At 74.4% G+C, this 14,645-nt stretch carries 9 protein-coding genes; 1 reads left to right on the top strand and 8 read right to left on the bottom strand.

Features of this window, described 5'->3' with window-relative positions; genetic code table 11:
* Window positions 1–74: 74 nt before the first annotated feature.
* The 5 genes from fabI to ABZX96_RS22585 form a co-directional block, all read right to left on the bottom strand.
* On the bottom strand, window positions 75–896 hold the full coding sequence (gene fabI, locus ABZX96_RS22605) for an enoyl-ACP reductase FabI (RefSeq protein WP_355547164.1): 822 nt from the start codon (window positions 894–896) through the stop codon (window positions 75–77).
* Window positions 893–2,191: a beta-ketoacyl-[acyl-carrier-protein] synthase family protein gene (locus ABZX96_RS22600; RefSeq protein WP_355547162.1), complete on the bottom strand. Its 1,299-nt coding sequence runs from the start codon at window positions 2,189–2,191 to the stop codon at window positions 893–895. Before ABZX96_RS22600 ends, fabI begins: the two co-directional genes overlap by 4 nt.
* The gene (locus tag ABZX96_RS22595; RefSeq protein WP_355547160.1) at window positions 2,188–2,436 is read right to left on the bottom strand and encodes an acyl carrier protein; all 249 of its coding nucleotides are present in this window, start codon (window positions 2,434–2,436) and stop codon (window positions 2,188–2,190) included. The genes ABZX96_RS22600 and ABZX96_RS22595 overlap by 4 nt, the downstream gene beginning before the upstream one ends.
* Before the next feature lie 218 nt (window positions 2,437–2,654).
* Window positions 2,655–3,767, bottom strand: a complete 1,113-nt coding sequence (locus ABZX96_RS22590) for a radical SAM protein (protein ID WP_355547158.1) — start codon at window positions 3,765–3,767, stop codon at window positions 2,655–2,657.
* Between the two features lie 13 nt (window positions 3,768–3,780).
* Window positions 3,781–4,500 carry a Phenylacetic acid catabolic protein gene (locus tag ABZX96_RS22585; RefSeq protein ID WP_355547156.1) on the bottom strand — a complete coding sequence of 240 codons (720 nt, stop codon included), beginning with the start codon at window positions 4,498–4,500 and terminating at the stop codon, window positions 3,781–3,783.
* A 315-nt stretch (window positions 4,501–4,815) separates the two neighbouring features.
* Between ABZX96_RS22585 and ABZX96_RS22580 the strand changes: the two genes are divergently transcribed.
* Complete coding sequence (locus ABZX96_RS22580) at window positions 4,816–6,558, top strand: polyketide synthase (RefSeq protein WP_355547154.1); 1,743 nt, start codon at window positions 4,816–4,818, stop codon at window positions 6,556–6,558.
* Window positions 6,559–6,730: 172 nt separating this feature from the next.
* Here ABZX96_RS22580 and ABZX96_RS22575 read toward each other — a convergent pair whose 3' ends face one another.
* Genes ABZX96_RS22575 through ABZX96_RS22565 form a run of 3 tightly spaced genes read right to left on the bottom strand, consistent with a single transcriptional unit; the run spans window position 6,731 to window position 14,524 of the window.
* Window positions 6,731–7,168 carry a PaaI family thioesterase gene (locus ABZX96_RS22575; protein WP_355547152.1) on the bottom strand — a complete coding sequence of 146 codons (438 nt, stop codon included), beginning with the start codon at window positions 7,166–7,168 and terminating at the stop codon, window positions 6,731–6,733.
* Window positions 7,161–13,754 (bottom strand): type I polyketide synthase, encoded by a 6,594-nt coding sequence (locus ABZX96_RS22570; protein ID WP_355547150.1) that lies wholly within the window; start codon window positions 13,752–13,754, stop codon window positions 7,161–7,163. Before ABZX96_RS22570 ends, ABZX96_RS22575 begins: the two co-directional genes overlap by 8 nt.
* Entirely contained in the window at window positions 13,751–14,524 is a 774-nt protein-coding gene (locus tag ABZX96_RS22565; RefSeq protein WP_355547148.1) for a 4'-phosphopantetheinyl transferase superfamily protein, read from the bottom strand. The genes ABZX96_RS22570 and ABZX96_RS22565 overlap by 4 nt, the downstream gene beginning before the upstream one ends.
* Window positions 14,525–14,645 lie beyond the last annotated feature (121 nt).

The following is a 14,645-nucleotide window of genomic DNA, read 5'->3' as shown; positions in this document are numbered from 1 at the left end:
GGGGGACCGTCATCGCGGGGGCGTCATCGGCGGGGGATCGTCATTGGCGAGAGGCGTCATTGGCGGGTGGATCGTCAGGAGTCGCGCGGGAGTCGGCGGGGTGGTTCGCCGATTCCTCCGGTGACGGCGTGCAGTCCGCCGTCGGCGTGCAGGACCTGGCCCGTGGTGTGCGCGGCCAGGTCGGAGAGGAGGAACAGCACCGCGCCGACGACCTGCCCGGGGTCGGTGCGGTCCCAGCCGAGCGGCGCCCAGGTCTCGTAGTGGTCGGCGAGCGCGTCGAAGGTGTTCACCCCGCGCGCGGACAGGGTTTCCAGCGGTCCGGCGGCCACCAGGTTGACCCGTACGCCCCGCGGCCCGAGGTGCATCGCGAGGTAACGGGCGACCGCCTCCAGGGACGCCTTGAAGACGCCCATCCAGTCGTACCCGGGCAGGGCACGCGCGCTGTCGACCGTGATCCCCACGATGCCGCCGGTCCGCTCCCCCGCGGTGAGCAGCGGCGCGAACGAGGCCGCGAGCCGTTGCAGCGAGTACGCCGAGACCTCGAAGCCGTGGAGCGCTTGGTCGGCGGGCGTGCTGAGGAACGCGCCGCTCACGGCGTCCGGTGGCGCGTACGCGATGCTGTGCAGGACCCCGTCGAGCGCTCCCCACCGCTCGCGCAGGTCGGTGACCGCCGCGGCGAGGTCCGCGGCGTCGGTGACGTCGAGGTCGAGGACGTCCGGGGTGGCGGGAAGCCTGGCCGCGGCCTTCCGGGTGATCCGCGCCGCCCGGCCGAACGAGCCGAGCACGATCTCGGCGCCGTGCCGCTGGAGCGCGGCGGCGACGTGCCAGGCGATCGACTCCTGGTTCGTCACGCCGGTCACCAGGTAGCGGCGTCCCGCGAAGTCGAAACCGGTCACGGCGCCCCCAGGACGAGAACGGCGTTGTGCCCGCCGAAACCCAGGGAGACGGACAGCCCGATCCGGCCGCTCGGGCTCGGACCGTTCGGGGCCGGGTCGTCCGAGGCCGGGTCGTTCGGAGTCGGACCGCTCGGAGTCGGACCGTTCGGAGTCGGGCCGTTCGGATTCGGGCCGTTCGGATTCGGGCCGTTCGGATTCGGGCCGGGTGGGAGGGCGCGCGCGGATCGTACGTGGTCGAGTGCGCCGAGCCGTTCGTCCGGTTTCGTCAGGCCGTACGTGGGAGGGGCGACCCCGTCGCGCAGCGCGGCCAGGGTGACGACGGCCTCCACGGCGCCGCCCGCGCCGAAGAGGTGCCCGGTCGCAGCCTTGGTCGAGGACAGCGGGATCGAGGCCAGCGCGTCGCCCAGCGCCAGGCGCAGCGCGCGGATCTCGGTCGCGTCGTTCAGTGGTGTGCCGGTGCCGTGCGCGTTGATGTAGCGGAGGTCTTCGGGCGCGCGGCCCGCGTCGGCCAGGGCCCGGCGGATCGCGTGCGCGGCGGCGGTGCCGTCGGGCGCGGGCGCGGTGAGGTGGTGGGCGTCGGAGCTCGCGCCGTACCCGTGGATCAGGCCGAGGATCTCGGCGCCGCGCGCACGGGCGCCCTCGACGCTCTCCAGGACGAGGATGCCCGCGCCCTCGCCCATCACGAGGCCGTCGCGGTCCGCGCCGAACGGCACGCAGCGGCCGGTCGGGGACAGCGCTCCGGCCTGCGCGAAGGACGAGCGGACCAGCGGCACCGACGCGGCCTCGGCGCCGCCGGCGACCGCCGCCGCGGCCTCCCCCCGCCGGATCGCGCCCAGGGCGAACCCGATGGCCTGCGCCCCGGCGGCGCACGCCCCCGACGTGGCGAAGGACTCCCCGCGCAGTCCGTAGCGCAGGCACAGGCCGGCCGCGGCGCTGTTGGGCATCATCAGCGGCACGGTCAGCGGCGTCGCGCCGGTTCCGTGCCGTGCGTCGGGGGCGCCGCCCAGCCCCGTGCCGACGACGCACACGATGTCCTCGGCCGGGTAGGGGAGCCCGTTCCGCCACCCGGCCTGCCGGACGGCCTCGTCGGCGGCGACGAGGGCGAGCTGCGCGAACCGGGCGCCGCGCTTGGCCTCCCGCCGGGTGAGGAACTCCCCCGCGTCGAACTCCGCGCAGCGCCCCTCACCGTCCGATAGGCCGCTCTCCCCGGCGAAGAGGCGGGAGACCAGGACGGCGGCGCCGACGCCGAGCGGGGTGACGGCGCCGACGCCGGTGACCGCCACCGGAACCGTCAAGGACGGGCCTGCTCGACGACCGTCGCGGCGAGCGCGCCCACCGTGACGTCGGCCAGTTCGGCGCGCGGGATGGTGACGCCGTACTCGCGCTTGATCGTGGCCATGAGCTCCGCCGCGTCGAGCGAGTCCATGTCGAGGTCGTCGAACTTGGCGTCCGGGGTGATCGTCTCCTCCTCCACCCCGGAGTCGACGAGTTCGGTGCGGATGAGGTCCAGCACGGCCTCTGCGGTCACGGTCGCGGACATGTTCGCTCCTTACGGTGCTCTGTACGAGGGGGCGCTGTTCTTGCGTGGAGGCACTGTTCTTGCGCGGAGGCACGGTGCTTGTGCGAAGGCACGGTGCTTGCCCGGGGGCGTTGTGCTTGTCCGAAGGCACTGTCCTTGCGCGGAGGCGTTGTGCTTGCCCAGGGGCACGGCGCTTGCCCGAAGGCACGGTGCTTGCCCGGTGGCGCGGTGCTGGTGGGTCAGCGGCTGAAGTGCGGGGAGTGGTGCTGGGCCCAGTACCACTGGCGCCAGTAGCTCTCGGCCAGGTCCATCCAGGTCTCCAGCCGCCGCTCGTCGTCCAGGAACCGGGGGAAGCTGACCATCAGCCAGCTGTAGACGGCCTGGCTGTCGCGGCAGCCTCCGCAGTCGCCGGAGGTGCAGCAGAACTGCAGCGTCTCGTAGTCCGCGCCGTAGACGGCGAAACCGTCCAGCACCGGATTGCCGTTGCGCACCCGCTGCTCGTGCTCGGGCAGGTCGACGCTGATGCTCGGGCACACGTCGTAGCCGAACCGCCCGCCCCAGTGGCCGCGTCCGGTGATCAGCGCCTCGATGAAGTACGGGTGGCTGACCACCGTGTCCGGGTACCGCTCTTTGACGCGCAGCGCCTCGGCGAGGGTGCGCTTCTCGTTCTCGATCCGCAGCGGGTGGTCCGAGCCGTGTTCGCTGTAGAAGTTGAACGTGACCTGGTTGCCGTTGTTCTGGATGGCGCGCACCGTCGGCTCGACGTAACGCAGCCCGTCTTCGGAGAGGGCGAAGACGAAGGTGACGCGGGGGTCCTCGCGGTAGTGCCGCAGCGCCTTCTCGAACAGCCCCGTGAACGACGAGCCGTTGGGCCGGTGGGCGCGCAGCGAGTCGTCGAGGGGGCCGCCGCCGAAGAGGCTGATGCCGACGGCGACGTTCTCGAAGCCCTCGCGGGGCAGCGGGCGCAGGCCGTTGGTGGAGAGGGTGATGTACGGCAGGGTCTCCACGAACGGGCGGACCCGGTCCAATACGAGGGTCGGTTCGCCGCCGATCAGCGTGGCCTGGGTGTAGCCGTCCGCGGCCAGTTTCTCGGCGAAGGCACGGATCAGCCCCGGGTCCGAGGTCTCCTTGACGGCGCTGTCGAAGCCGCCTTCGAAGTACCAGCAGCCCTTGCAGCGGATGTTGCAGGCGGTGGTGAGGTGCACCTCGCAGGCGCGCACCCGGCGGCCCATGGCGCGGACGGTCTTCAAGCGCGCGGCGAGGTCCGGCCGGTCGGCCAGCAGCGCGCGCAGCCGTGCCTTGGACTCGGCTCGGGACGGTGGACGGGGCGTGATGAGCACCGGTACGGCCATGATGCCTCCGCGGCTATTCGGGGACGCGCAGTCCCAGGTTGGCGACGCGGGGGGCGACCTTCTCCCGCCACAGCGCGATGGCCTCGCCGTTGGTCGTCTTGCGCAGGCCGTAGCGCACGGCGAGCCGGGAGCGCTTGGTGTTGGCGCTGCCGAAGATGCCGACGAACATCGGCCACAGCCGGTCGAGGGCGGCCTGGAGCTGCTCGCGGCCCTCGTCGGTGACGGCGAGGTTGCGGCAGACGCGGGCGCCGTGCGCGATGTGGATCTTCTCGTCCTGGATGATGGTGCGAACCGCCTCGGCCCACGGCTTGTAGCTGCTGTCGGCGAACTCGCGCAGCATCACCATCGCGGTCTCCTCGCCGATGTAGGAGTAGATGCCGCGTTCGGCCCAGGTGGTGCAGGTGTGCATGCGCTCGTCGGCGAAGAGCATGCGCTCGGACAGCGGCTGGGTCTCCATGTACGTGGTGTCGACACCGAGGTCGGCGAGAATCCGTTTGCCGATCTTGTAGTGGTCGTACTCCTCGGCGGCGCGCTCGGCACACACCTGGCGCTCTTCCGAACTCGGCGCCAGCGGCAGGAACATCAACGCGTAGTCGTCCCCGCCGGACAGTTCGCCCTCGGTGTTGATGGTGATCTGGCTGATCAGCATCTTCTGGTAGTCGCGGGGCATCCGGTGGAATTCCTCCGGAGTGCGCACGACGACTTCTTCGTCTTCCAATACCGCGATCGTCAAAGCGACGTCTCCTCCTCGCACACGACGGGAAGCGCGGGAGCACGGCACAGCACACGGCACCGGACGATCGCGGTACCCGGGCATGGCTCGAACCCCCGTGGGCACGAGTGGAACCCGGTATGCGGCGGGCCGTCAACGCACCTTTCCGTTCAATGGAAAAGGGCCACGTCACCGCCTTTCCCGGCGGGTGGGAATGCCGCGCTTTCCGGCGTGTTCCATTGTTTTGCAGCACCTTCGCGTGTTTCGGCGCGGCCTTTCTCATATCTCGGAACGACCGCGTTCGCGAAACTCCGCGAGCTGCTACCGTCCCGTTCGATGTCACCGTTATCGAGTGGGGAAACGGACACGGCGGCCGGACCGCTGCGCCGTGCCATGGAGACGATCCGGTCGCTGCGCGCGCAGGTGGACGGCCTGCGGGCCGGGCGGCGGATCGCCGTCGTCGGTACGGGGCTGCGCGCGCCCGGCGGCATCGCCGACCGCGAGGCGTACTGGCGGGCGCTGGAGGCGGGCCGCGACCTCACCGGTGATGTGCCCGAACAGCGCCGCCGCGCGTTCCCCGGCGGCTGGGACGAGTTGCCGGCCCGCGGCGGCTATCTGGAGGACGTCCTCGGGTTCGACGCGAAGTTCTTCGGGATCTCCCCGCGGGAGGCGCGGAGCATGGACCCGCAGCACCGTCTGCTGCTCGAAGTGGTGTGGGAGGCGTTCGAGGACGCGGCCATCCCGCCCGCGTCCGTCGCCGCGTCGACCGGGGTGTTCGTCGGCATCACCGGGCAGGACCACCGGCTGTGGGCGCCGGGCGAGCCGTCCTCGTTCTGGCTGACCGGCAACGGCCACTGCTTCGCCGCGGGCCGTATCGCCTACGCCCTGGGGCTGGAGGGGCCGGCCGTCGCGATCGACACGGCGTGCTCGTCCTCGCTGGTCGCCGTGCACACGGCCGGCCGCGCGCTGATCGCCGGGGACTGCGACATCGCCGTCGCGGGCGGGGTGAACCTCGTCCTCGCCCCACGGTCGACGGCGGAGATCGAACGCACCCAGGCGCTGTCCCCGGACGGCCGGTGCCGACCGTTCGACGCGCGGGCCAACGGCTTCGTGCGCGGCGAGGGGTGCGGTGTGGTGGTGCTGAAGCGGCTGGCCGACGCGGAGCGCGACGGGGACCGGATCCTCGGAGTGATCGAGGCCACCGGCGTCAACCAGGACGGCCGGTCCTCCGGCTTCACCGCGCCCAACGTGCTCGCGCAGACGCGGCTGATCGCATCCGTGCTGGCCGCCGCCGAACTGACCGCCGCCGACATCGGCTACCTGGAGGCCCACGGCACGGGCACCCCGCTGGGCGACCCCATCGAGTTGGAGGCGGCGCGTGCGGCGTTGGGGAGCCCGGGCCGGACGTGGCACGTCGGCTCCGTCAAGGCCAACCTCGGGCACGCCGAGTCCGCCGCGGGCGTGCTCGGGCTGATCAAGGCCCTGCTGTGCCTGCGGAAGCGGCGGATCCCGCGGCAGGCGGGATTCGAGACGCTGAACCCGCGGATCGACCTCGGCGACAGCGGCCTGACCGTGCCGACCGAGACGGTGCCCTGGGAGGCGTCGGCGGGCCGGTACGCGGCCGTCAGCTCGTTCGGCATGAGCGGCACCAACGCCCACGCCGTGCTCTCCTCTCCGGACGCTCCTCCCCCACGGCCGATGCCCGGGGCCGCCGTGAGCGGCTTCCTGGTGTCGGCGCACACGGAACCGGCGCTGCGCGCCCTGGCCGCCCGGTACGCGGCGTGGCTCTCCGGCAGGACCGACGTCGACCACGCCGACGACGCCGACTACGCCGCCTTCGCGTACACCGCGACCCACGGCCGGACCCGCCTGGACCACGCCGTCTGGATCAAGGCGGACGACCCCCAGGAGGCCCGGCGGGCCCTGACGGCGCTGGCGGACGGTGCCGAGGACCCGCGCCTGCGGTTCCTCGATCCGGCGGAGGACGCGCCGGAGGGGGTGGCGGGGCGGGCGGTGGTCTCGTTGCCGGGGTATCCGTGGGAGCGGGTGGCGCACTCGGTCCGGGCGCTGGGGGATTGAGCGGGTGGTGCACTCAGCTCGGGCGCTGGGGGACTGAGCGGGGCCATCGGGGGCCTCGGGGGCACCGGGAAGTGAGCCGGGGACGCGGTTGCCGCTGTGCCGTACGTGGAGTGGTGGGGCCCGAGGGCGGTGGTCGACGGCCCGTCGGGAACGGCAAGCCGACACATCGACGTCACGCGCCCCCGCCCCGCCTCCGACTCCCGGGAAAGGCGAAGTGCAGGGTCGCCAGGGCGACGGCGCACCCTTGGGCGTCCTCGACGTGCGCGGTGAACACGCCCGTCCGGCGGCCGATCCGCACGGCCGTGATCCGGGCGCGCAACTCCCGGGGCTCCACGGCCTCCAGGAAGCTGATGCTGCTGGAGGTCAGCGTGGCCGCCGGCGTCGTGCCCAGATAGGCGCTGACGGACAGGTACGCCGACACGTCCGCGAAGGCGAAGATCGCCGGTCCGGAGACCGTGCCGCCGGGGCGCGTCGACAGGCCCGCCGGGTCGGCCGTGAACACCACGCCCTCGGGCGTGACCTCGGCGACGTCGATGCCGCGTACGTGCGGCAGGTACTCCGTCAGCAGCAGGCGGAGGTCCGCGCGGCCGAGGATCGGGCGGTCACCCACGGTCGCCCGCCGCCTCGCCGTCGAGCAGGCCGGACAGCGCGTCGCCGAGGCGGGTCAGGCTGCCGTACTTCCACAGCAGCGTCGGGCTCAGCCGCAGGCCCAGCGAGGATTCCAGCCGGTTGCGCAGTTCCAGGGACATCAGCGAGTCCAGGCCGAGCGCCTTGAGCGGGACGTCGGGTGCCAGCCGTTCCGGGTCGATGCGCAGCACCAGCGCGGCGTCCCGCCGGACCACGTCCGCCACCAGTTCGCGGCGCCGCCGCGCGGGCACGTCCCGCAGGTCCGCCCCGGCCGTGGGCCGCTCCGCGGTCGTCGCCAGCGTCCGCCAGCTGGGCAGGGCGGCGGTCGCGGGATAGGTCTCCAGCCACCGCTGGGGGTCGAGCGCGACGTAGGCGACCACGTCCTCGTCCGTCCGGAGGAAGGTGCGCAGTGCCTGCCAGCACTCGTCGGTGGTCAGGCCGCCCATGCCCCGGTCGGCCAGCCGGTCGCCGCGTCCCCGCTCCCGCGCCGCGAGGCCGACCTCGGCGACCGGTCCCCACTGCACGCTCAGCCCGGGGAGCCCGGCGCGGCGGCGTTGCCGCGCCAGGGCGTCGAGGGAGCTGTTGGCGGCGGCGTACGCGGCCTGACCGGCCGTGCCGACGAACGCCGCCGCCGAGGAGAACAGCACGAACAGGTCCAGTCCGTCCCCGGCGGTGAGTTCGTGCAGGACCCGGGCGCCGTCCGCCTTCGGCCGCAGCACCCGCCCGATCCGGTCGGCGTCGAGGGTGCGCAGGGTCGCGTCGTCCAGGACGCCGGCGGCGTGGAAGACGCCGCGCAGCGGGGGCAGCTCGGCCCTGATCTCGTCCAGCACGGTCCGCATGCGCCGCCGGTCGGCCACGTCCGCGGACCACACGCCGACCCGGATCCCGCGGGCGCGCAGCGCGTCGACGCGGTCCGGGTCGCCCGGCGCGGACCGGCCGAGCAGGGCGAGCGCCCCGGCGCCGGAGGACGCCAGATGCTCCGCCAGGGAGAGGCCCAGCGCGCCGAGGCCACCGGTGATCAGATAGGTGCCGTGCCCACGGAAGCGGCCGTCGGGCAGCGGCTGCGGCGTGACGGTGGCACGGTCGGCCGGACCGGTGAGGACGATCTTGCCGATGTGCGCGCCGCGCGCCATGGTGCGCAGCGCCTCCTCGGCCTCGGCGAACGCCCGCTCCTGGACGGGCAGCGGGGTCAACTCGCCGCTCTCCACCAGCTCCCACACGGCCCTGAGGGCCGACGCGAACCGCTCCGGGCGGCGGCGCAGCAGCCCGGCGACGTCCACCGCGGCGAACGTGAGGGACTTGCGGAACGCGTCGAGGTCCACGGAGGTCCCGGCGTGGATGTCGCGCTTGCCGACCTCCACGAACCGGCCGCCCTCGGCGAGCACGTCCATGCCCAGCGGAATGGCCGCGCCCGTCAGCGAATTGAGGACGACGTCCACGCCGCGCCCGCCCGTCGCGGCGCGCACGCCCGCCGCCCAGTCCAGGCCGCGCGAGTCGAAGACGTCCGCCACGCCCAGCCGACGCAGGTACGCGCGCTTGTCCTCGGTGCCCGCCGTGGCGACGACCCGCGCGCCGGCCATCCGCGCCACCTGGAGAGCGGCGAGGCCCAGGCCGCCGCCGGCCGAGTGGATCAGCACCGTCTCCCCCGGCTCGGTCCTGGCCACGTGGACGAGCGCGTACCAGGCCGTGACCATGGCCATCGGCAGCGCCGCCGCTTGGGCCGCGGTCAGCCCGGCGGGGACCGGTACGACGTGCCGGGCGTCCACGAGGACGTGCGAGGCGAGCGCGCCGAAACCGCAGGCGACCACCCGGTCCCCGGCACGGACGCCGCTCACGCCCGGCCCGACGGCGGTCACCGTGCCCGCGCACTCCAGCCCCAGCACCTCGCGGTCGGGCGAGGCGTCCGGGTAGACGCCCATCGCCTTCATCACGTCGATGAAGTTGAGCGACGCGGCCTCGACGGCGACCTCCACCCGTCCGTCGGCGGGCACCGGCCGGTCCAGCGGCCACCGGCACAGCGAGCCGAGGTCGCCGGGGCGGGCGATGCCCTGGCGCCAGGGCTGGGCGCGGGTGGCGGTGTCGCCGTTGCCGTTCCTGCCGTCGTTCCTGCCGTCGTTCCCGTCGCCGTTGCCGTTCCTGTTGCCGTTGCTGTTCCTGTTGCTGTTCCTGTTGCCGTTGTTGTCGCCGTTGCCGTTCCTGTCGCCGTCGTTGTTGCTGTTGCTGTTGCTGTTGCTGTTGCTGTTGCTGTTGCGCCATGGTGCGGGGGTCTGCGGGCCGCCGCCGCGCACCCGCCGTCCGACCAGCCGTTCGCCACCGCGCAGGACGACCCGGTCCTCGGGCTCCGCGAGTTCGGCCACCAGCTCGGCCGCGAACGTGTCGGTCTCGATCAGCCGTGCGTTCAGCTGGGGGTACTCGGCCTGGACGACGGCCACGAAGCCCGGGTACAGCCCGGCTTCCGGGGCGCCGTCGCGCACCACCACGACCAGCCGGGCGGACGGGTTCTCCGCCAGGCAGCGCCGGATCAGCGCGGTCAGCTCCGTCAGCTCCGCCCGGTCCTGCCCGGCGGCGAGGAAGACGACGGTGTCGGCGGCGGCGAGGTCTTCGGGGCCTCGGGCGTCGGGTAGCAGGGCCCGTTCGTCGCGGACGATCACGGTGTCGGCCGCAGTGAGATCCTCCGCCCCTCGCGCATGCGGCAGCGGACCCCGCTCTCCGGAGACGCTCCCGGCCTCCGCACCGGCCAGATCCTCCGGCCTCCACGCGTCCGGCACCGGTTCCCGCCCACCCCGGACGGCAACGGCGTCCACCCCCGCGCGATCACGCGGCCCCCATCCCCCACAGACGGCCACCGTGCCGGCATCGCCGCCCTGCCGCTCGCGCGCCTCAAAGACCATCCGATAGACGTTGCCCGCGCTCTCCTGCGGAGCCGCCCGCCCCGGCACATCCGCCAGCACCAGCCCTTCGACCCGCCCGACCGGCGTGTGATCCGCCCCGTACACCGCGAGGTCGAACCCCGTGTCCGTACGCCGCGCGTGCGCCCACAGCCGTCCGCCGCCGGTCGCCGTCACCCAGGCGGCACCGATCGCGACCGGCACGGAGGGCCCGTCGCCCGCCGCGAGGGCGGCCTGCAGGATGCCGTCCCACAGCACCGGGTGCAGCGCGCCCGGCACGTTCCCGGAGGGGCTGCCCGGGGGAAGGTCGAGCGCGACCAGGGCTTCGTCCTCTGTGACGTGGCCGCCGGTGACGGACCGGAAGGCCGGGCCGTACGGCAGGTTCCGCCGCGCGCAGCGCCGGTAGAAGTCCTCGGCGTCGAGGGCGGGTTGGGCGAGCAGGCGGTGCGGGAAGCCCGGCACCGCGGGCGCTGCCGCGTTCCAGGAGGCCAGGGCCCGGCAGTGCCGCGTCCACCCGGTCTCGGTGGCCGACGCGAAGGTGAGGACGCCCGCGGAGCCGGCGCCGGGGCGCCAGGTGGCGGCGAGTCTCACCGGTGCGTCGCCCAGGGGCAGCGCCGCGGGCAGTTCCACGTCCCGCAGCACCAGTGGCGCATCGGCGCGGTCGCTCAGCGCGTGGTGCGCCAGCGCGAGGTAGCCGCCCGCCGGGAAGACGGGGGTGTCGTGCACCTGGTGGTCGGCCAGCCAGGGGTGGCCCGGCAGCGTCAGCTCGACCGTGCCCTCCCACAGGCCGTTCGCCGTCGACGGGGCGAGCGGCAGTGCCAGTCGGCCGCCCTTCGGCGCGGTGCGGGTGCCGGGCGCGATCCAGTACCGCTCGTGCTGGAACGGGTAGGGCGGCACGGTCACCGAGGGCCGGCGCGCCGGTCGCGGCCCCCAGGTGTCGAGCCCCGAGACGTACGCCTCGCCGAGGGCTTTGAGCAGGTCGGCGTGGGTGCCCGCGCCGCGCCGCAGGGTGCCCAGGACGACCGGCGGAACGGTGCGGGCCTCGCCGATCTGGCGGAGCGCGGTGCCGAGCCCCGGGTGCGGGCCGACCTCGACGAGGTGTGTCACCCCGTCGTCGAGCAGCCGGTCCACCGCCTCGGCGAACCGCACCTGACCGCGCAGGTTGGCCGCCCAGTACCCGGCGTCCATCTCCGTGCCGTCGAGCCGGTCCAGGTGCACGGTGGACAGCAGCGGCGTGTGCGCCTGTTGGGGGCGCACCGGTGCCAGCGCCTCGCGGATGGCCGGCACGAGGGGGTCGATCTGGGGGCTGTGCGACCCGTAGTCGACGTCCACCAGGCGGCAGAACACGTCGTCGGCTTCGAGGATCTCCTTGAGGAGCAGCACCGCGTCGGCGTCGCCGGACAGCACGCAGGACCGTGGGCCGTTGTGCACGGCCAGTTCGACCAGCCCCTCGAAGCCTTCGAGCGCCTGCCGCGCGCGGTGGGGTTCCAGGTCCACCGCGAGCATCCGGCCGTGTCCGGCGGCCTGCCTCAGGATGGCGCCGCGTCGGCTCACCACGAGTGCGCCGTCCTCGATCGAGAGCGCGCCGGCGACCGTCGCCGCGGCGATCTCGCCCTGACTGTGCCCCACCACGACGTCCGGCCGGACGCCCGCCTCCGTCCAGGCCGCGGCCAGGGAGACGGACATGGCCCACAGGGCGGGCTGCACCCGGTCCACCGCCGACGGGAGGTCGGCGGCGGTGACCAGGTCGCGCACGTCCCAGGGCACCAGGGCCGACAGCGCCCGCGCGCAGTCGTCCATGGCCCGGGTGAACGCGGCGTTGCCCCCATACAGGCCGGCGGCCATGCCCGCCCACTGCGCGCCCTGCCCCGGGAAGACGAAGGCGACCCGGCCCCGCTCCCGCGCCCGGCCCGCGGCCACCTCGACCAGCTCGGGCCCGAGCAGCGCGCGCCGCTCGGGGAAGTGGTCGCCGTACGACCCGAGCGCCCGCGCCATCTCCCGTGCGGGCACTCCGGCGTCCAGCCGCTCCCGTACCTGTTCCGCGCGCCGCGCCAGTGCCCGCGGATCGTGCGCGCTGAGCGGGAGCAGGAACGGCTCGGCGGAGTCCGCTGCCTCTGGCTCAGGCCTCGCCGGGGGCGGGCCGGTCAGCACCACGTGCCCGTTCATCCCGCCCCGACCGGGCTCGGCGGAGCCCGCTGCCTCTGGCTCAGACCTCGCCGCGTCCTCCACCACAGGCTCCGGCGCCACCGACAGCGGCCCGCTCACCACCACGCGCCCGTCCGTCCCACCCCAACCAGGCCCGGCCGAGCCCTCCGGCGCCACCGAGGGCGGGCCGGTCACCACAGCGCCCCCGTCCATCCCACCCCAACCGGACCCAGCCGAGTCCTCCACCACAGACTCCGCCACCACCGACGGCGGCCCGCTCACCACAACATGCGCGTTGGTCCCGCCCCAGCCGAAGGAGTTCACCCCGATGTGGCTACCGGGCTCCAGCGCGAGCGGGGCGCGGGTCACGGCGAGGTTCAGCCCGTCGAAGTCGATCGCGGGGTTGAGCTGTTCGGCGTGCAGGCTCGGCGGGACGACGCCGTGTTCCAGTGCCAGCACGGACTTGATGAGCCCGGCCAGTCCCGCTGCCGGTTCCAGGTGGCCGATGTTGGTCTTCACCGAGCCGATGTGCAGGGGGCGCCCCGCACGGCCGGGGCCCAGCACCGCGCCGAGCGCGCCCGCCTCGGCGGTGTCGCCGCGCACGGTGCCGGTGCCGTGCGCCTCGACGTAGGCCAGTTTGTGCGGCGGCACCGCGCCGCCGTCGTACACGCGCCGCAGCAGGTCGCGCTGGGCCGCCGGATTGGGCGTGACCAGGCTCTCCCCGCCGCCGTCGTTGTTGACCGCGCTCGCGACGATGACGGCGCGCACCCGGTCGCCGTCGCGCACCGCCCGCTCCAGCGGCTTGAGGTACACCGCTGCCACGCCCTCCCCCCGGACGAAGCCGTCGGCGGACGCGCCGAAGGCGTGGCAGCGCCCGGTGGGCGAGAGGCCGCCGAAGTGCGTGAGGCCCACCGTGACCTCGGGGGTCAGCATCAGGTTGGCGCCGCCGACCAGCGCCGCCTCGATCTCGCCGTGCCGCAGCGCCTGGCAGGCCTGGTGCAGCGCCACCAGGGAGGACGAGCAGCTGCTCTCGACGGTCAGGCTGGGGCCGGTCAGCCCCAGGAAGTACGACACGCGGGACGAGACGATGTCGAGGGAGTTGCCGACGATGCTGTGCGGGGTCGCCGCCGCGCCCGCATCCTTGCGCAGCAGCTCGTAGTCGTGCCAGAGCCCGCCGACGTACACGCCCGTCCGCGTGCCGCGTACCTGGCGGGCGGGCGTGCCGGCGTCCTCCAGCGCGCGCCAGACGGTCTCCAGCATCAGCCGCTGCTGCGGGTCCAGCACCTCCGCCTCGCGGGGCGAGATGCCGAAGAACGCCGCGTCGAACCGGTCCACGCCGTCCAGGAACCCGCCGACCGCCTGGATCTCGCGGGTCGGGTCGACCACCTCGGCGGGGTCCCAGCGGTCCGGCGGCACGGGCCCGATGGCGTCGCCCCCGGTGATCAGCAGGTCCCAGAAGGCGTCCAGGTCCGGGGCCTTCGGGAACCGGCCCGCCATGCCGACGATCGCCACGCTGTCCGACCGGTCGCCGTTCAACGGCCCTCCCCGTGTGTACACATGTCCTGTGTGGTCCTGTCCTGTGTGGTCACCCCGGCCGGAGTGTCCGACGAGGTCCGCACCGCGACCGCGGCGGCGTGGCCGCTTCCCGTCCGGACGTCGCGGACCCACCAACCGGCGGGCGCGACCGGGACCCGGCCCGCCCCGAGGTGGTCCCGGGACGGGTCCCGCCCCAGGCCGGTGCCGAGCCCCTTGAGGTACGCCTCCTTGCGCGCCCACACCCGGGCGAAGGCCGCCGGCCGGGTGCGCGGGTCGCGGGCGGTCAGTTCCCGGCGCTCCCGGCCGGTGAGCAGATCGGCGACCCGGTCGGCCGTCCGCAGGCCGGGCACGGCCTGGAGGTCGGTGCCGACCGGCGCGGCGGCGAACGCCAGCAGCGCGGCCCCCGCGCTGTGGCTGAGCGAGAAGTGCACGGGGTCGCCCGGCACCGCCGGTCTGCCGTGCGGCTCGCCGCAGCAGGGGCAGCCGTGCCGCACCAGGCGCACGGCGGCGGGCGGACACCGCAGGTAGGCGCCCAGCAGCAGGCGCAACGCCGTGTGTGCGACGACGTACTCCCGTCTGCGGCCGGGCCCGGCGATGCGCGCGGCCCGCGCCCGCTCCCGTTCGTCCAGCAACGCCTCGTCACACGGGGCGTCCGCGGCAGAGGCGAACCACAGGTGCGGCGCGCCGCCCGCCGCCGGGAGCGCGAGACGTGTCAGCCCGGCGACCGTCCGCCGCGTGAACGGCCTCGCTGCCAGAGCCTGTCGGCCCACCGTGCCTCCTGGTCCCTTCCCGACGGATGTCCATACGCCGTGGCCCCCGGCCTTCGACGGACCACGCCCCGTCCGAGGAGCCGGCCGGCGCCCCTCCACCCCGCCCACCGGCCACCGCCGT

The sequence above is a fragment of the Streptomyces sp. NPDC003077 genome (assembly GCF_040611095.1).
GTDB lineage: Bacteria > Actinomycetota > Actinomycetes > Streptomycetales > Streptomycetaceae > Streptomyces.
Note: the sequence above shows the minus strand (reverse complement) of the source record. Positions and strands in the feature narration are given on the sequence as shown.